We start from the raw sequence: 17,768 nt of genomic DNA, 5'->3' as shown, positions 1-17,768 counted from the left end.
ACCCATGAGCCGTTTTGCCCCCATTGCACCCCTGGTTTCTTGTGCTTCGTTGCTGGCCTGCCTGTGCTCCTGGCCGGCGGCGCACGCAGCGGATGCGCCTGCGGCCGAAGAGCCGCCCAAACCGTTGTTCAACTACGCGCTGGGCGCCATCGTGGGCTCCAGCCCGGACTACGCGGGCGGTGATGGGCGCAAGAACAGCTTGCGGCCCGCATGGGCCATCGAATATGGACGTTTCAGGCTCAGTACCTCGCGTGGCAGCGCCTTCATGGGACATGGGCTGGGTCCGCGCGAATCGGGTGCCAGCGCCACGCTGGCGCAGGGAGATCAATTCAACCTGAGCGCCTCGCTGCGCATCGACAAAGGCCGTGACGGCTCGGACGCACCGATCCTGGTGGGGTTGCCCTCGGTCCGGTCCACGCTGCGCGCGCGGGTGAGCGCTGGGTATGCGCTGACGCCACGGTGGTCTGTGGGCGCCGGGCTTTCGCAGGACATTCTGGGGCGCGACGGCGGCGCGCAGTTGTCCACCAGCGTGGGCTATACCTGGCCCGTGACCGAGCAGACCAAAGTCACTTTCGGCGCAGGCGCGAGCTTTGGGGATCGCACCTATCTGCGCGGTCATTTTGGCGTGCCTGCGGGTGGTTCCGGGGCCTTGCCTGCCTTTGATCCGGGCGCAGGCCTGTACAGCGTGGATGCCGGTGTGGAGGTCATGTCGGCCATCAATCGCCACTGGGTGATTCTGGGTGCGGCGCGTGTATCGCAGCTCAAGGGCGACGCCCGCCGCAGCCCGCTCACCGTCGAGCCCACAGGGTATTCCGTGTCCGTCGGCCTGGCATATCGTTGCTGCCGCTAGTCCACTGAAACCGAGAAATCGGCTGTGCGTGAGGGCGGCCCTGCCAGGCCCTCACCTTTCGGGCCGGGGTGGCAGCAGGCAGCATCGCTGCGTTGCGGGCCTTGCCAAGGCGGCCAGCCTTGGCAAGGCCCGCGCCTTGCGCTGCACCCGCTGCCACCTCGGCGCACAGCCGATTACTCGGTTTCAGTGGACTAGCGTGCAACACCGTGCGGGAGCTGGCCTTTTGCGAAAGGCCCGTGGGGCCTGCGGGGGCACCATGGGCCGAAAGTGATAAGCTGGTGCTGACACACTGTTACCTGTAGCAGGGCGATGCAAAGCGGCCACCGTGAAGAAGGTGCAGCGTTGGATCGCCCCCTCTGTCGATGACCATCTCCCCGCCGGGGCTATCGCCGCATGATGCAAGACGAGCCTGAGTTGTCGCAGCCCCCCACAGCCTTCCATCAGGATTCCTGGTCCAAGGCTGAATTGCTGGATCTGATCACACGCAGCGCGGGTGCCACCATGGCCGTGATCGACCGCAGTCTGACCATGATCTATGTCAACGAGGAATACGCCCGCTGGTTCGGCGCCGTGCCCCAGCAGTTGGTGGGGAAAACCCTGGTCGAGGTGTATGGCGAGAGCGACTGCGCCCGATTCATGCCCTTCGTCGAGCGTGTGCTGCGGGGCGAGCGGGTGCAGTACCAGCGCCTTCTGCGCACACCGTATGGCATTGATGAATGGCGCACCATCTGCCTGACCCCCTGGCACAACCGGCAGGGGCTGGTGGACGGCTTCATCACCACGGCGCTCGACGTTCATGAACTGCAGGTCACCATGAATGCGCTGCGCGCTGCCAACCAGCGGCTTTCCTCGCACATGGAAAACAGCCCGCTTGCGGTGCTGGAGATGGACCATAACCTTAGGCTCCTGCACTGTTCGCAGCGCGCTGTGCAGCTCATGGGCTGGCTGCAGGTGGCGGGGCTGGAGGGGCGGTTGCTGACGGAACTTGTGGATCCTTCACTTCAGGACGATGGGCTTCAGAGTGCGCTACAGCGCCTGCAGTCGGGGCAGGAGTCCCAGAACCGCGCGGAGACCTGCTTTGTGCGGGAGGACGGTAGCGAAGTGCATTGCGAGTGGTTCAACTCCGCACTGACCGACGCCCAGGGGCAGGTCACATCGATCATGGCGCTGGTCCAGGATGTCTCGGCCAAGATCCAGATCGCCCGCCAGCAGCACTATTTGGCCAACCACGATTCACTCACGGGCCTGCTCAATCGTGCAGCTTTTCAGAGCCGTCTGGAGCAGTCCCTGACGCAGGCGCGATGCAATGCCGGGTCTGTGGCCTTGCTGTTCATCGACCTCGATGGGTTCAAGGGGGTGAACGACGCCGAAGGCCATCGCGCAGGTGATGAAGTGCTGCGCATTGTGGCCCAGCGCATTGCCAGCACGGTGCGTGCGGGCGACACCATGGCACGCCTGGGTGGCGACGAATTCCTGGTCATGCTCGACCGCGATGTCACCCGCGATGTGACCGACACCATCGGCCACCGCATCATCGAGGCATTGCACCAGCCCATGGCTGTGGAAGGGCGCGATCTTTTCATCGGCGCCAGCATTGGCGTGGCCGTGTATCCCCCGCTGGAGGGGGATATCGACGCCCTGATGAACCGCGCCGACCAGGCGATGTACTCGGCCAAACGCGCGGGCAAAGGCCGGCTCCATTACGCTGAAGCGGCCTCTTCCTGAGCGCTGGAGCTCTTGTCCGTGAGGGCTTCTCTCAGGATCTGCATTCCTTATTTCTGTGGCAGCCGGACGCTCTGCTGAAAGTGGAAGAAGTTCCCGGGGTCGTACTGGGCCTTGACCTGCTGAAGCTGCGGGTATGCAGGGCCCCAATAGGCCTGGGCAAAGTCCTGCAGGCTTGCGTCGGGATAGTTCTGGTACACGTGGCCGTTCAGGAAGGGTTTGACCAGGTTCATGAACCCATCGAGCCAGGCTTCCATCTGGGCCCGCTCGGTGTCATTGGTCCAGAACACGTCCACCACGAGGTCCGCATCCACGTGGCGGTGGATGAAAGCGCTGTCGGCCACCGGATAGCGGTTGATGGCGCCGCCATAGGGTTCCAGATAAGCCAGCGACCAGGGGTTGGGCGAGGTCTTGAAGTAATCGATGATGCGTTGCCAGTCGGCTGTTGACAGCGGAGTGCTGATGTAGCCGCAGGCCTTGGTCTCCGCCACGCCGTCGGGCAGGTTGTCTGGCAAGGTGTAGGGGTGGTCTTCCAGCCAGATGTTCATGTCGGGGTAGGTGCCCGTCTTGTCCACCAGCAGCTGTGCGCTTGGTACTGCCATGAGGCGTGCAATGGCCTTCATGCCCTCATCGCGCGTGCCGCAGAACATGCCTTGCACCATGTAGACCGGCGTACTGTTCTGGTAGCCCAGATTCATCATGTAGCCCAGGGCATCGGGTGCGCCGGTTTTCATGTAGTGGGCTTGCATCGTCGTCAGGACTTCGGCGGCATGCGCGGCGTCCCAGCTGATGGCCCAGGCCCAGACCTGGTCCAGCCGGTGCATGCGGTAGGTGACCTGCAACAGCACACCAAAGTTGCCGCCCGTGCCACCCCGCATGGCCCAGTAGAGGCCTGGATTTTCCTGCGCGCTGGCAGTGACGATGGTGCCGTTGGCCAGCGCCACCCGGAACGATTCCACCAGATCGCTCTGGATGCCGAAGGCCCGCGACGTATAGCCGTAGCCGCCACCCTGCACGAAACCCCCTACGCACACACTGCCACACGCTCCCGTGGGTACATGCCAGCCGGTATGGTTCATGGCGCCGTTGAAATGGTCGAAATCGGTGCCCGGCAGCACATGCACGCGTTCGCGGGGTGGGTCCAGCACCACGCCTTTCAGGTCGCTCAGGTCCACCACCATGCCGCTGTTGACGGAGTAGCCTGCCGTGCTGTGCCCGCCGCAGCGCACGGCCACCCACACGTTGTAGGTGCGGGCCACGGCAAGGCATTCGAGCACGTCGTGTTCGCACGCGCAGTAGACGATGATCTCCGGATAAGCCTGAAACGCGGGGTTGGACTCTTGCCGTGCAGCGTTGTAGTCGGGGCTGGATGGCAGCACGATGCGGCCCACCAGCTTGGCCTCCAGCGCAGCCACGGCGTCCCAGGTCAGGGTTGCGCCCGGTGCGTTTGGTGCGGCCTGGCGTGTAGCCAGCGACTGAAAATGCGCAATGCGGGCGTCCTTGGCAATGCGGGCGGGACTTTTGCGATGGGCCATGGTGAACAATCCTTGGGTGGTAACGCGAAGCCCCGTGTTTAACGGAAGCCAGGCCGTTTGACCAGTTCGGAATGGCCCTTGGGGCTCAGCCGCAGGGTGCGGTGTGCACTGGTAGCGCTCAGGCCGACGACAGCGCCAGGTCCCCGGTGTTGCGGCGAAGGCAGAATTTCCCCCCTTGCTTGCCGCTGTACATTGCCGCATCCGCCAGCTTCAGCAGGCCCAGTGCGTCGTTGCTGTCATCCGGTGCAATCGCGTAGCCGATGGTCAAGCCCACTTCCACCTGTAGATCGCCCAGCGAGAAAGGGGTGCGAAAAGCTTCCAGCAGTTTGAGCCCCAGCTCCTGGGCTTGCTGGCTGCTGCCAAGGTGGCCTGCCATCACCACAAATTCATCGCCGCCCAGGCGCGCTACCACGTCACTCTGGCGCACATGGCCTTGCAGCCGACGGGTCACGGCGATCAGCAGTTCATCGCCCACATCGTGGCCGTGCCGGTCGTTGACGGGCTTGAAACCATCGAGGTCCATCACGTACACGGCCAGCAGGCTGTTGGGGCCACTATGGGGCAGGGCGGAGGCCAGGGCAATGCTCAGGCCACGCCGATTGGGCAAGCCGGTCAAGGGGTCGGTATGGGCCAGCGAGTGCATCGCGTCGCGCTCGCGGTTGGCATCCAGCGCCTCCAGCCGCAATGCCTTGGTGCGCAGGCCCAGCACGCGCATGAAGAGCAGCATGTCCAGCGTTGCACCAAACTGGAAGGAATGTAAGGTCCAGAAATTCACCGGCACCCAGCCGTTGATGACGCCGATGACGATTGCGGTCGCAATGAAGTAGACCAACCAGGCCAGCAGCAGGCTGGTGCCAACCCCATCACCCCGGATCGCACGGCGTGCCGCACCCGGGATGCCCATCAGGGCGGGTACCAGGCCCAGGATGCTCACAATGGCTGCAATGGCGCGGGTGGAGATGGCATCCAGTCCGTATGCCAGTGCAAGGAGCACACACAGTGCCGCTCCACAGCGCATGAAGCGCAGAAAGCGTTTGTTGGAGTCGGGCTCCGACAGGGCCTGTCCGATGAAGAGGAACGAACCACAGGTGGCGAGCAAGGCAGAGAGCCCTCCCATGTGGACTTCATGCCAGAGGCTGTCGCTCCAGAGGAACTGTCGGCCCACGCCGAACAGGTGCATCGAAAACAGCAGGCTGCCGGATGTGAGCAATGCGTAGTAGATGAACAGGGGCTCGCGCAGGCTCAGCCACTGGCCCACGCTGTACACAAGCAGGCACAGGGCCAACCCGGTCAATACGCCCTGCAGCATTTGCTCGTTGACCGCCTTGCTGAGCATGGCCGCAGGCTTGTAGAACGAGATTGGCAGGATCATCGCTCCCCGGGTCTGGATGCGCACCAGCAGTTCGTACTGCAACCCGGGCCTCAGATTCAGCGTGAGCGCGTGGGATCGGCTTTGCAATGGACGGTGCGCGTAAGGGTGCAGGCTGCCCAGGGTTGCTTGCTGGACCACATAGCCGCTGGTCGTGAGGTAGACGCCGATGTGGTTCAGGTCGGAGTGGTTGATATCCAGGATCCACTGGGCGTCAGACGTCGAGGCCACTTCGAACGGGATGCGCAGCCAGACTGCATCGGGCCTCACCCCCAACGTGGCGCCCACGCTGGGGGGCGGGGTGAACTTATCGGACTGCGCCAGTACATCTTCCACTGAAAGCTGAAGGCTGGGATCGCTCAGTAGCGTGACGGCTGGCCACGCATCGATGGCTCCCTGCTCGTCGTTCAGCAGCAAGGGGGAGCTACCTGCCCACGCCCAGGGGCAGACCATCAACGCCCAGAGCAGAGCCAGCCAAGGGAGGTGGTGGGGCCGGGGCCAGTTCGGCGTGGGGTGACGGCGGGGCATAGTCGGGCTGGTTCAGTATAGGCAAGGCGCCTCGGTGCAGGAGGCCTGTGTCATGGTGCAAGCGCCAGTTCGCCACTGTTGCGCAGGATGGAGCTTTTGCCCCCTTGCTTGCCGGCATACATGGCTGCATCGGCACGACGGATCAACCCATGGGGGTCGTCGCTGTCCAGGGGGGCCAGGGCATAGCCGATGGTCAGCCCCACCTTCAGGTTCAGGTCGCCCAGGGAGAACGGCGCATCGAAAGCGTGCAGCAGGGATCGGCCCAGCTCTTCGGCATGGTGCGGACTTTCGAGATGGCAGGCCATGACGATGAATTCATCCCCGCCCAGCCTTGCTACCAGGTCGGTCTGCTGGCGGACACTGGCTTGCAGCCGCTTGCCCACAGCCACCAGCAGGTCGTCGCCCACATCGTGGCCATGTGAGTCATTGATGGGCTTGAACCCGTCCAGATCGATCAGGTACACCGCGACCAGATGGCTTGGTGAGCTGGAAGACAGCGCAAGTTGCAGCGCATGCTGCAGCCCACGCCGGTTGCTCAGACCTGTCAGTGGGTCGCTGTGCGCCAGCGAATGCATGATGTCGCGCTCGCGCAGCGCCTCCTGTGCTTTCATCCGCATGGCTCTGGCGCGCAGCCCCATGACGCGCAAGAACAGCAGCATGTCCAGCGTGGCGCCGAACTGGAATGAGTGCAGCGTCCAGAAGTTCGCGGGCACCCAGCCCTGCACCAGGCACACCATGAGTGCGGCAGCCACACCGTAGGCAATCCAGGCCGCCAGCAGGGTGGTGCCGATGGGGTCTTTTTGCCGCACCCGCGTGATGGCAGCAGGCACGCTGATGAGAGAAGGCAGGGGGCCTACCAGACTCATGAAGGCGATGGCGATGGCGATGCTCAGCCAGCCCAGCGTGACGGCAACGCAGACCACTGCTGTGATCGCTGCACCTGCGCGCATGGCGCGTGCGTACCGGCTTTGCGGGTTGTCTGCCAGTGCGGCACTCAGGAACAGGAACGAGCCCGCCAGGGCAATCAACCCAGCGGCCAGTCCTGCATACCGGCTCATCCACAGATTGCCCGGCCATAAAAACTGGTCGCCAATGCCGAAGAACTGCAGCGAAAAACCCGCGCTGCCCAGCACCACCAGTGCATAAAAGCCGAACAAGTGCTCGCGCTGCGTGAACCACTGGATCAGGCTGTACGCCAGCAGGCACAACGCCAGCCCGTTGAGCAGACCCTGCAACATCTGCTCGCGCAGGGCCTGGTGCATCTGGTAGGGCATTTCGCCGACCGTGATGGGCAGGATCAGTGGTCCGGTGGCTTGCACCCGTATCAGCAGGTCGTAAGCCTGTCCGGCCTGCAGGTCGAATGCCATCGCTGGCGTGCGGCTGGATAGCTGCATCTGATCACGCTGGCTGGTGCGAACCTGCTGGAGCACCCGGCCGCCACGGACCAGGTAAATCTCGGCCTGCAGCGAGCTGTAGCCGATATCCACCATCCAGGGGGCGCGCGGTGTCTTGGGCGCGACGATGGGAATGTGCAGCCACATGGCTGCCTTGTGCACACCCAGCGAGCCACCGCGCCGGGCAGGCGCCTTGAACTCATCCAGGCGGCCCAGCATGTCCTGCACCGAAAGCTGGTACGTGGGATCGGCCTTGAGCGTGATGGCTTCCCAGGCATTCATCTGCGGCCGATCCTGCGTCAGCACCAGAGGCGCGTTCGCCTGCACGCCCGCAGGCAGAGCCATGAGGACGAGCAGCCAAAGCAGGCTGGACGCCACGCCGCAGCGCGCACGACCAAGCCGGGTGATCTTCAGGAGGGCGCAGACCAGCGGGGACATTGGCGTGGGAACAACGGCTATGTGGGTTGCTGCGCCTGGGCGGGGTGTGCGGCAGGGGCCTGGGCGGCCAGGCCCGCGCTCCAGCTGCCGCGCGTCGTCAGCCGGTCTTCGATCCGGTTGATCCAACCCGGCGCGTGGGGGTCATCGCTCCAGCTGTGCACCACCTCGTCCACCTGGTTGAGCAACTCGGTGGGCAGTTGGAGGGGGCGGGTCTGGCTCATCAGCACGCGGCTCATGAAGTGGTAGCCCAGGATGCGCGTGAGTGTCCTCACGATCGAGAACCGGGGCAGCACCAGGCGCAGCACGGTGTCGATGGCACGGGCGAGCAGCAACATCCCCCAGAACAGCAGCGCCGATGGCCACGGCACAGGCTGGGTCAGGCCCAGGTCGCTGGCTGTGTCGCGCCCGCACAGGTAGCGGGTCATGAGTTCGGGAAAGGGTTTCACAATGTTCCAGGGCAGCGAGTTCTCCATGGTCTGCATCAACGCCCGGCCCAGGGCAGGGCGGGGGTCCGGTGTGACTGGTTCGGCGCGGCCCCGGGCCTGCATGCGCGCCATCAGGGCCTGGCCCTGGTCCATGGTGTCCACCATCAAGGCCCGGTCGATGCCCAGGATGTGGCCCACCACGTTCCAGGCGTGCAGGTAGGCCTCTTCGTCGGCCGTGCGCAACCTCAGCCCCAAGCGGCGCAAGCTGCGCAAAAACACATAGCCAAACGTTAGCAAGGTGTAGGCCAGCTCTTCCTGGTTGCAGGGCAGTCCATCGCCTTTCAGGTTCCAGCCGCGGGCGTACAGCGTCTGGAACATGGCCTGACGCCCGCCCCCGCTGGGCAGGGCTTGTGCCGCCACCTGCCCGCTGCCCCCGGCCAGCAGCTGTTTGACGGCACTTTGCGGGCTGCCGTGCAGGATCAGGTTGCGGATAGTGGCGTGGATCAGCCGCACCTTGAGCACCTGCGCCACGCCCGCGCCGCGCTGGCTGAGGCCACCGCGCAGCATCACGGGGAAGATCATCGCCGCCGTTGAGCGTATGCGGTACTCGGCGTTCTGCTCCAGCTGGCCCGAGGTGTGCAGCACGCTGGAGAGGTCGGGGATCACATAACACTCGGGCAGGCTGGCGCAAAACAGCAGGATGCACGACAGCGCCCCATGTTCCATGAACAGCTTCTCGGCACGCTCGATCTTTTTCGCATCGGCCCACGACGGCAGCACTTGCGCGGTCTGCACGTAGTGGTTCAGCGCCCGGGCCATGGCTGCATCCACCCCGTCACCTTGGGCAGTCCAGCCCACCAGGCTCTTGTTGTCCGTCCATTGGCCGAACAGGCGGTTCACGGTGTCGATGCGCGCCCATTGCGGCGCATCCACCGCGACGTCCCCTTCAGGCCAGTCGCCCAGGATGTCGGCGATGGTCTGGTCGGCCAGGGGGTCGGCGTGGTGCTGCATGCTCGCCAGTTCGGCGTCCGAGATGGCGTTGGAGTGTGACGTGTTCTGGTTCATACGCTGGCCTTTGCGGGGGCTGCCCAGCGCTGGTACCCGGCCAGCGCGCACAACAAGGGGATGCCCATCGCAAACGGCGCAATGGAGCGGATTTCCACCGGATTGCCCAGGATCATCTGAAACACCATATTGCTCCCATACAGTGCCAGCGGAACCAGGGCATGGTGGCGCAAGAACGGGCTGGATGGCTGCAGGGCCTGTTTGCGAACCGACATGCGGAAACCGAAGATGATGACGAAGGACACGAACACCCAGCCAAAAAACCCCTGCACCGTCTCCCCAAACCATGCGCCATCGGTCTTGGTCATGATCCAGGCCTTGAGGGTGTACACCATGTAAGGGTCGGCGCCCAGATCAAACGCCGTGACGATCATCGCTGCCAGAAATGACAGCATGGCGGCATTGCCCAGGCCCCGCGCGCCGTCCACCGCGCTTTGCCAGACGATGAGGTTGCAGATCACATACCCCGCATAGGTCAGCGAAAACCACATCAGCGGGATGACCAGGGGCACGTCCCCCAGACGGGGACCCAGCACGTCGGTGTAGGTGTACTGGCCAAAGAACCAGCCGCGCGAGGAGCCCATCTGCTCGGCAAACCAGCCAAAACTCACGGCAATCAGCACAAACTGCAGCGCTGGCCGCGCGCCCAGCAAATGGGTGGCACTGGCCCAGCAGCAGGCAAACATCACGACCGAGGCAATCACCAGGGCAATGGTGGTGTCGTTGTGGGTGCGGACTGCGAGGATGACCAGATAGACGGCCAGCAGCACATAGCTGAGCACAGGCAATCGCGAGGCAAAGTGAGGCAGGGTGGGCATGGGGGTGTATCACACTGTAACAACTCCCCCAGTGTAGGGGATTGCTCCACTCCGGGCGAACCTTGTTTGCCCTGATCGAAGGCCGTCTTGGCGGGGCTTTTCGGCGCTATTCGGGGCATTGCAGGAGGTATTGGGTGCTATGCCGCCCCAAACCCCGCAGCCCCCCAACACTGCGGGTGGGTCGTCAGTGCTTGACCGGGTTCAGCGCCGCCAGATTGAGCAGCGCCGCCTCAATGGCCGCCGCCGTGGCCATGGGTTGCTCCATCGGAAACAGGTGGCTGCCGTCCAGCATCATGGTGCGGCCCTGGGTGATGCGCAGCGTCATCGCCATGCCCACCTGCCGCATCTCGTCCGAATCGCGCCCGCCGATGAAGGCGGCCGGGCACTGCAGGGGGTGGGTGCTGAGCAGCCGTCCCAGGTTGTGCGGCAGCGTGTTGTAGATGGCGGTTTCCACCGCGCGGTCAAAGCCCAGCACGCGCTTGCCGTCGTGGTCCACCAGGCCGTGGGTGATGTAGTCGCCCAGCACTTCGGGGTCCCAGTGCGCAAAGGCCTTCTTCTTGCGAAAGTGTTCCAGCGCCTCTTCGTTGCTGGCCCAGCTGAAGCGCCGCTGCCGACTGACCTTGCCCGGCGAGATGGAACCCACGACCTGCGTGCGCTTGGCCACATCGACCGCGTTGGCCTTCCATCCGCCCAGCAGGGGCGAATCGATCAACAGCACACCGCGCACCAGGTGGGGGTGGCGGGCGGCGGCCATCACGCTCAAAAAGCCGCCCAGCGAATGCCCCACCAGAAATACAGGCTGGCCCAGGCGCTCCACCTGCGGCGTGGCGAAGTCTGCCAGCTGCTGCACCAGATGGGGCCAGTTGTTGGTCACCGGGTACTTGGGGTCGTGGCCGTAGCGTTCCACCGCGCTGACCTCAATCCCCCGGGCCTTGAGGTGCTGGAAGAGCACGCGGTACGTGCTGGCCGGGAAGCTGTTGGCGTGCGAGAAAACGATGGGGAGCATGGGGATACCGGCGGGGCAGGGCGAACCCCGCCGTCAGAGAAATCAGATGAGCTTGTCGGTGTGGTTGGTGATCTTCTTGAGCGGCTTGCTGCGGGCTGGGTTCACCATGATGGGCACGGTCGTGGCGCCACCCCCCCAGGCCGGGTCTTCGATGCTGTCGAACACCTGGCGCAGCTTCTGGCCCCAGCTGTCGTGCAGCATGCGGAAGTAGGGGTTGTTCTCGTCGATGCAGACCACCTTGGAGGTCGAGAAGCTGTCGGCCTCGTACACCACCAGGTCCAGCGGCAGGCCCACCGACAGGTTGGACTTGAGCGTGCTGTCCATGGACACCAGCGCGCACTTGGCGGCTTCGTCCAGCGGGGTTTCGGGGGTGAGCACCCGGTCGAGCACGGGCTTGCCGTATTTGGATTCGCCGACCTGGAAGTACGGTGTCTCGGACGTGGCCTCGATGAAGTTGCCAGCCGAATACACCTGGAACAGGCGCATGCCCTCACCCTTGATCTGGCCGCCGAACACCATGGACACATTGAAGTCCACGCCCGAGCGCTTGAGTGCTGCGCCGTCGCGTTCGTGCACATGGCGCACCGCAGCACCGAGCACGCGGGCCGCGTCGAACATGCTCTTGGCGTTCCAGATCGAGATCGTCTCGCCCGAGTCACCGTCCTTGAGCTGCTCGGTCTGCAGGATCTCGCGCACCGACTGTGAAATGGACAGGTTGCCTGCCGATAACAGCACCATGAAGCGGTCGCCCGCCTTCTCATAGACCATCATCTTGCGGAAAGAGCTGATCTGGTCCAGGCCGGCATTGGTGCGCGAATCGGACAGGAAAACCAGCCCGGCGTTGAGTTTGATGGCGACGCAATACGTCATGGAAGAAGTGGGGTCGTTGTAAGAGGGGAACCCGCGAGTTTAGTCCGGCGTGGGAAGGCACCCCTGGGCAGAGTGCGGGCCAGTCATCGCGTGTGCCGTAGCCGGTATCCTGTATTGATAGCAACCAACGCTTGGTGGACAAGCGCTGGAGGCCATTTTTACTCAAGAATTGGCAGATCCCAACCTTTTGCATTCACCCGAAGTTCCGGCGGCAGCCAAGGCAACTGCCGCCCCGGGGGTAAAGGGCTATTGCTTGCGGGCCAGGCGGTGTGTGCCCGTCGCTCCTATCATCCGCCGCTTCACCTGGAGGGGCCTTGCCGTGTTGAACCCACTGATCTTGTCTGGAACCCGCCGCGCCTGCGCGCTGGCCTTGGCGGCATTGCTGGCGGCCTGTGGCGGGGGCAGCGCGCAAGACCCCGGCGATGGCGGCAACACTCCGGAGCCACCTCCCGCACCGGCGCGTTCCGGCCAGCTTGAATCCGCCGCCTTGCTTGGCACCGTGCCGGCCGCTGATATCGCTGCAGCGCTGGCCGCCAAGGAGTCGCTGGCCCAGGACGTGGTGCCGCGCTACAGCGTCACTTCTTACCGGATCGAGTACCTCACCACCGATGCCGACGGCAAAGAGGTGCGCGCCTCGGGGCTGGTCAGCGTTCCGCAAAAGCCAGCGGGCGCCAAAAGCCCGGTGCTCAGTTACCAGCATGGCACCCTCTTTCGCGATGCCGAGGCGCCCAGCAACAACGCGGTTGCGTCCGAGGTGGCGGTGGTGCTCGCGTCACTGGGCTATATCGTGCTGGCGCCCGACTACGTGGGCTTTGGCGCTTCCAAGGGCACGCCCCACCCCTACCTGCTGGCGGCGCCGTCCGCAGCCGCCACGGTGGATTTTCTGACCGCCACCCGCACCTGGCGCGGCCAGGCCAACGTGGCGGACAACGGGCAGCTCTTTCTGACCGGCTACTCCGAAGGCGGCTACGTCACCATGGCCACACACCGCGCGCTGCAAGCAAGCGCTTCGCCCCACCTGCAACAGCTGCGCATGGTGGTGCCGGGCGCGGGGCCTTACAACGTGCAGACCACCATGGATGGCCTGGTGGACCTGGTGCGGCAAGAACAGCCGGTGATCGGCGCGCTCATCAACCCGGGCTTCCTGCGTTACCTGGGCGGCAGCGTGCAGCGTGAGGTGCGCCGCCTGCTGCTGCGCGCGCTGATCCCGGGCGATGCCGATGTGGCCTACGACACACGTTTCATCGACCACTTCCTGGCCGACGACGTGTTGGCCCTGGCCAGCGCCAGCAACGTCTACGACTGGAAACCCAATGTGCCAATGCGCCTGTACCACGGCCGCGATGACCGCACCGTGCCCTACGCCAGCTCGGTCAGCACCGTGCGCGCGATGCAAAGTCGCGGCGCGGGCGATCTGGTCAGCCTGACTGAATGCCGCGCACAACCGGTGGCCGGGCACCTGCCCTGTGTGCCGCCGTTCATCACCTTCATGCTGGGGCAGCTGGCGCCGGTGGCGCAGGATCTTTAAGCCGGGCAGGTGGCGGGGCTCGCCTTGGTGGGGAGTGCTACCCGCTGGGTTGCGTGGCTGCGTCAGCCCGCCATCTTCTTGAGCTGGTACAGCGCATCCAGCGCCTCGCGCGGGCTCAACGCGTCGGGGTTGATGCCTGCCAGCGCAGCTTCCAGCGGGCTGGCGCCCGCACTCTCAGGCACCTCGGGCGCAGCGAACAGGTCCACCTGCAATTCATCTTCGCCCGCCCGCTCTTCCAGCGCCGCCAGCGCATGCCTTGCATGGTGCAGCACGGGCGAGGGCATGCCCGCCAGCTTGGCCACCTGAATCCCGTAGCTGCGACTGGCCGGGCCGGGCTGGATCTCGTGCAGGAAGACGATGTCGGTGCCGCTCTCGGTGGCGCTCACATGCATGTTGATCGCGTGGCGCGCCTTGGCGGGCAGCTCCGTCAGCTCGAAATAGTGCGTGGCAAACAGCGTGAAGGCGCGGGTCTTGTCGTGCAGGTGCGTGGCAATCCCGCTGGCCAGCGCCAGGCCGTCGAACGTGCTGGTGCCCCGGCCGATCTCGTCCATCAGCACCAGGCTGTGGGGCGTGGCGGCGTGCAATATCTGCGCGGCCTCGGTCATCTCCAGCATGAAGGTCGATTGCGCATTGGCCAGGTCGTCCGCCGCGCCGATGCGGGTGTGGATGGCGTCGATGGGCCCCAGGCGGCAGCTCGCGGCGGGCACATGGCTGCCCATGCTGGCCAGCAGCACGATCAGCGCGACCTGGCGCATGTAGGTTGATTTACCGCCCATGTTGGGGCCGGTGATGACCTGCATGCGCGTGTTGGCGTTCAGGCGCGTATGGTTGGCGATGAAGCTGCCGCTGGATGTCTCAGCCAGACGGGCTTCGACCACGGGGTGGCGGCCGCCCTCGATCTCGATGCACGGCTCGGGCACGAACTGCGGCGCGCACCAGTTCAGCGTGAGCGAGCGTTCGGCCAGTGTGCACAGCACATCCAGCGTGGCCAGCGCCTGGGCCAGGCGGGTGAGGGCGGGCACGTGGGGTTGGAGCTGGTCGAGGATCTGTTCGTACAGCCACTTCTCGCGGGCCAGGGCACGCTCGTTGGCGGACAGGGCCTTGTCCTCGAAGGTTTTCAGCTCGGGTGTGATGAAGCGCTCGGCGTTCTTCAGCGTCTGGCGGCGGCGGTAGTCGTCGGGTACGCGGTCGAGGTGGCTGCCGGTCACTTCAATATAGAAGCCGTGCACCTTGTTGAATTGCACGCGCAGGTTGGGGATGCCGGTGCGCGCCTTCTCGCGGGTTTCCAGATCCAGCAGGAAGGCGTCGCAGTTGGTCTGGATGGCGCGCAACTCGTCCAGCTCGGTGTCGAAGCCGTTGGCGATCACACCGCCGTCGCGCACCAGGGCGGCGGGCTCTTCGGCAATGGCGGCCTGTAGCAGACCGGTGCAGCCCTCTGGCGGCTGCAGGTAGCCGAAAATTTGAATCAAATAGGGCTCTAGCGCTTGTCCATTCAGCGCTAGTAGCTCTGCTTTTTGTAGCGTTTTGCCCAGGCCCACAAGTTCACGTGGGCGCACCTGGCGCAGCGCGATGCGGGCAGTGATGCGCTCCACATCGCTCACCCCTTTGAGTTCGCCGCGCAGCAAGGCCCACGGGCCACTGCCGCCCCCAGCGCCGCCCGCACCGCGCAGGGCGGTGGTGGCCGACAGGCGTTGGCGTGCCTCGGTGCGGTCGCGGCGTGGCTCCAGCAGCCAGGTCTTGAGCAGGCGGCTGCCCATGCCGGTCATGCAGGTGTCGAGCAGCGAAAACAGCGTGGGAGTATCGTCGCCACGCAAAGTCTTCACCAGTTCCAGGTTGCGCCGCGTGGTGGCGGGCAGGTCGATGAGGTCGTCGTTGCGCTGCACCTGCACGCTGTGCACGTGGGTGAGCGTGCGGCCCTGCGTGTGCTCGGCATAGGTCAGCAGCCCGGCGGCGGCGGCGTGCGATTCGCCCAGGTCTTGCGCGCCCCAGGCCTGCAGGCTGGCGGCGCCCAGGTTTTCAAGCAGCTTGCGTTCGCCCAAGGCGCTGTCAAATTGCCAGTCGGGCCGGGGGCTCATGGGGCAGGTGAAGGCGCCACCCTGGCGCAGCACCTGCAGTTGTTGCTCAAAGCGCTCTGTCACGCCCGCGCTGTAGATCAGCTCGCTGGGCGCCACGCGCGCCAGCCAGGCGCCCAGTTCGTCCTGCGCACATTCGGCCAGGAAGACGCGGCCCTGCGTCACGCTCAGCCAGGCCAGTCCACAGCGCGCACGCGGCGCCTGGTGCACGGCCATCAGCAGCGATTCGGATTTGTCGGACAGCAGCTCCGTGTCGGTCAGCGTGCCGGGCGTGACCACGCGCACCACCTTGCGCTCCACGGGGCCCTTGCTGGCGCCCACCTCGCCCACCTGCTCGGCAATGGCCACCGACTCGCCCATCTTGATGAGGCGCGCCAGGTAGTTCTCCAGTGCATGGAAGGGCACACCCGCCATCACCACCGGCTGGCCGCCCGACTGGCCGCGCTGCGTGAGCGTGATGTCGAGCAGCCGCGCGGCCTTCTCGGCGTCTTGCCAGAAGACCTCGTAGAAGTCGCCCATGCGGTAGAACAGGAGCGTTTCAGGGTACCCGGCCTTGAGGGCGAGGTACTGCTGCATCATGGGGGTGTGGTGTTCGAGCGTGTCGGACATGCTGGGGGCCGAGAAATGAGGCGTGGACTGTAGCAGTTCGCTCCACGGGCCTGCACTGCATGCGGCAGGGGGCGGAGCCCGTTGGCCCAGGCGGATACGGTGATCGCCGTGCTGCACGGAGGGCTCCGGGTTTTCCCTTGGGCAAATGCCACAGGTTTTTATTGTTCGTTACGTTTTGACATACTCTTGCCTGTATGCTGGCACATTGGCTGTGACCCTCGGCCCCGCCTTGCGCAGGCGGGATTCCTATCCACCGCAGGCTTCAAAGGTTTCAGAGCGACCGTGATCTCGTCCGAACTGTTGACCGATCTCCTTGCCCCCGTTGGCGAGGGCCACATAGAGCCGATGGCGCAGGCGCGTCTGCAGGCGCTGGTCGATGCCGTTCCGGTGGCCTTGATGGAGTTCCGGCTGCAGCACGGCCGTCTGCTGCTGCTGGCCGCCAACGCTGCCGCACGCCGCATGCCCGGCCTGGGGGCGGTGCGCAACCCCGGAGCGGATGCCTGCGAGGTGTTTGACCTGCTGGCGGGCACCCCCCTCATGGACCAACTGCAAGGCGTGGCCCGCGTGGGTGCGCCGCTCGAATGCCGCCAGGTGGTGCGCGAGCCGGGTCGGCTGCTGCTGGCCTGGGATCTGTCAGCGCGCCGTGTGACCAGCGACTGCATCGTGGTCACCGTGCGCGATGCCACCGAGGCCGAAACCCTGCGTGCCGCGCTGGCAGCGTCCGAACGCGCCCTGGAAGAAGTGCGCCGCGAACTGCGCGAACAGACCGAGGTCTTCAACACCATGGAGAGCCTGGCCCGCACGGGCCATTGGCGCCGCATCGAAGACCCGGGCGAAACGGTGCTGCTGTGGTCGCCCGGCCTGTGCGACATCGCTGGCTTCGAACAGCAGGAATGGGTGGACCCCGAGCGCGCCGTGAGCGGCATCCTGCCCGAGGACCGCCATGTGTTCGACAAGGCCCGCATGCCAGGTGCCGGCCTGGATGTGGAATACCGCTGGCGCCGGCCCGATGGCGAAGTGCGGTGGATGCGGTCGCGCGTGCAGCGCACGTTGCCGCGCGACGGGGTGCAGGTGGTGATGGGCGTGGTGCAGGACGTGACGGACGAGCACCGCGCGGCCGAACAGTTGCGCGAGCAGCTGCTGTTCATCCAGCGCATTGCCAGCCGCATCCCGGGCTTCATCTACGAGTACCGACTGCATGCGGATGGCGGCACCAGCGTGCAGTACATCAGCGATGCGGTGCGTGACTTCATGGGGGTGGAGCCGAGCCAGGTGACCGCCGACCACGGCGTGCTCATGCACCGCGTGTTGCCCGAAGACCTGCCTCAGGTGCAGCGCTCGGCGATCACGTCGGTGCGCAGGCTGGTGCCCTGGCAGTGTGAGTACCGTGTGCGCATGCCCGACGGCAGCGTGCGCTGGCACATGACCAATGCCATTCCGCACCGCGAGCCCGATGGCTCGGTGGTGTCCCATGGCTTCACCATGGACATCACAGACCGCAAGCGCGCAGAACAAGAAATCGAGCGCCTGGCCTTCTTC

At 65.2% G+C, this 17,768-nt stretch carries 12 protein-coding genes; 4 read left to right on the top strand and 8 right to left on the bottom strand.

What is annotated here, in order from left to right:
- Positions 1 to 4: 4 nt before the first annotated feature.
- Positions 5 to 850: a MipA/OmpV family protein gene (locus AC2YJX_RS24800; protein ID WP_233573352.1), complete on the top strand. Its 846-nt coding sequence runs from the start codon at positions 5 to 7 to the stop codon at positions 848 to 850.
- Between the two features lie 393 nt (positions 851 to 1,243).
- Positions 1,244 to 2,575 carry a diguanylate cyclase domain-containing protein gene (locus AC2YJX_RS24795; RefSeq protein WP_487257585.1) on the top strand — a complete coding sequence of 444 codons (1,332 nt, stop codon included), beginning with the start codon at positions 1,244 to 1,246 and terminating at the stop codon, positions 2,573 to 2,575.
- Between the two features lie 47 nt (positions 2,576 to 2,622).
- On the opposite strand, the gene AC2YJX_RS24790 is transcribed toward AC2YJX_RS24795, so the two are convergent.
- The 7 genes from AC2YJX_RS24790 to AC2YJX_RS24760 all read right to left on the bottom strand — a co-directional run bounded on the left by AC2YJX_RS24790 (position 2,623) and on the right by AC2YJX_RS24760 (position 12,020).
- Positions 2,623 to 4,107, bottom strand: coding sequence for an FAD-binding oxidoreductase (locus tag AC2YJX_RS24790; RefSeq protein WP_487257584.1), 1,485 nt, complete (start codon positions 4,105 to 4,107; stop codon positions 2,623 to 2,625).
- A gap of 118 nt (positions 4,108 to 4,225) precedes the next feature.
- Positions 4,226 to 6,004 carry a diguanylate cyclase domain-containing protein gene (locus AC2YJX_RS24785; RefSeq protein ID WP_487257583.1) on the bottom strand — a complete coding sequence of 593 codons (1,779 nt, stop codon included), beginning with the start codon at positions 6,002 to 6,004 and terminating at the stop codon, positions 4,226 to 4,228.
- Between the two features lie 50 nt (positions 6,005 to 6,054).
- Positions 6,055 to 7,836: a diguanylate cyclase domain-containing protein gene (locus AC2YJX_RS24780; RefSeq protein ID WP_487257582.1), complete on the bottom strand. Its 1,782-nt coding sequence runs from the start codon at positions 7,834 to 7,836 to the stop codon at positions 6,055 to 6,057.
- Positions 7,837 to 7,853: 17 nt separating this feature from the next.
- On the bottom strand, positions 7,854 to 9,326 hold the full coding sequence (locus tag AC2YJX_RS24775) for an oxygenase MpaB family protein (protein WP_487257581.1): 1,473 nt from the start codon (positions 9,324 to 9,326) through the stop codon (positions 7,854 to 7,856).
- A complete protein-coding gene (locus AC2YJX_RS24770; RefSeq protein ID WP_055397363.1) occupies positions 9,323 to 10,144 on the bottom strand; it encodes a carotenoid biosynthesis protein in 822 nt (273 codons plus the stop codon). The genes AC2YJX_RS24775 and AC2YJX_RS24770 overlap by 4 nt, the downstream gene beginning before the upstream one ends.
- 184 nt (positions 10,145 to 10,328) lie before the next feature.
- Entirely contained in the window at positions 10,329 to 11,150 is an 822-nt protein-coding gene (locus AC2YJX_RS24765) for an alpha/beta fold hydrolase (RefSeq protein WP_176888823.1), read from the bottom strand.
- 42 nt (positions 11,151 to 11,192) lie between these two features.
- On the bottom strand, positions 11,193 to 12,020 hold the full coding sequence (locus tag AC2YJX_RS24760; RefSeq protein ID WP_010459683.1) for a proteasome-type protease: 828 nt from the start codon (positions 12,018 to 12,020) through the stop codon (positions 11,193 to 11,195).
- A 319-nt stretch (positions 12,021 to 12,339) separates the two neighbouring features.
- Here AC2YJX_RS24760 and AC2YJX_RS24755 point away from each other — a divergent pair, with 319 nt between their 5' ends.
- Positions 12,340 to 13,548: an alpha/beta hydrolase family protein gene (locus AC2YJX_RS24755; protein ID WP_487257580.1), complete on the top strand. Its 1,209-nt coding sequence runs from the start codon at positions 12,340 to 12,342 to the stop codon at positions 13,546 to 13,548.
- 62 nt (positions 13,549 to 13,610) lie between these two features.
- Here the strand turns inward: AC2YJX_RS24755 and mutS are convergent, their stop codons facing one another.
- Positions 13,611 to 16,229 (bottom strand): DNA mismatch repair protein MutS, encoded by a 2,619-nt coding sequence (mutS, locus tag AC2YJX_RS24750; protein WP_487257662.1) that lies wholly within the window; start codon positions 16,227 to 16,229, stop codon positions 13,611 to 13,613.
- Positions 16,230 to 16,511: 282 nt separating this feature from the next.
- Here mutS and AC2YJX_RS24745 point away from each other — a divergent pair.
- Positions 16,512 to 17,768, top strand: a 1,257-nt coding sequence (locus tag AC2YJX_RS24745; RefSeq protein WP_487257579.1) for a PAS domain-containing protein, incomplete at its 3' end; no start/stop codon positions are given.

It is taken from the genome of Acidovorax sp. SRI_002, from assembly GCF_057586455.1.
Note: the sequence above shows the minus strand (reverse complement) of the source record. Positions and strands in the feature narration are given on the sequence as shown.

Excerpts from the sequence above, each read along its gene's own strand:
- AC2YJX_RS24800 (WP_233573352.1), top strand. The coding sequence starts at position 5 with ATGAGCCGTTTTGCCCCCATTGCACCCCTGGTTTCTTGTGCTTCGTTG.
- AC2YJX_RS24795 (WP_487257585.1), top strand. The coding sequence starts at position 1,244 with ATGATGCAAGACGAGCCTGAGTTGTCGCAGCCCCCCACAGCCTTCCAT.
- AC2YJX_RS24790 (WP_487257584.1), bottom strand. The coding sequence starts at position 4,107 with ATGGCCCATCGCAAAAGTCCCGCCCGCATTGCCAAGGACGCCCGCATT.
- AC2YJX_RS24785 (WP_487257583.1), bottom strand. The coding sequence starts at position 6,004 with ATGCCCCGCCGTCACCCCACGCCGAACTGGCCCCGGCCCCACCACCTC.
- AC2YJX_RS24780 (WP_487257582.1), bottom strand. The coding sequence starts at position 7,836 with ATGTCCCCGCTGGTCTGCGCCCTCCTGAAGATCACCCGGCTTGGTCGT.
- AC2YJX_RS24775 (WP_487257581.1), bottom strand. The coding sequence starts at position 9,326 with ATGAACCAGAACACGTCACACTCCAACGCCATCTCGGACGCCGAACTG.
- AC2YJX_RS24770 (WP_055397363.1), bottom strand. The coding sequence starts at position 10,144 with ATGCCCACCCTGCCTCACTTTGCCTCGCGATTGCCTGTGCTCAGCTAT.
- AC2YJX_RS24765 (WP_176888823.1), bottom strand. The coding sequence starts at position 11,150 with ATGCTCCCCATCGTTTTCTCGCACGCCAACAGCTTCCCGGCCAGCACG.
- AC2YJX_RS24760 (WP_010459683.1), bottom strand. The coding sequence starts at position 12,020 with ATGACGTATTGCGTCGCCATCAAACTCAACGCCGGGCTGGTTTTCCTG.
- mutS (WP_487257662.1), bottom strand. The coding sequence starts at position 16,229 with ATGTCCGACACGCTCGAACACCACACCCCCATGATGCAGCAGTACCTC.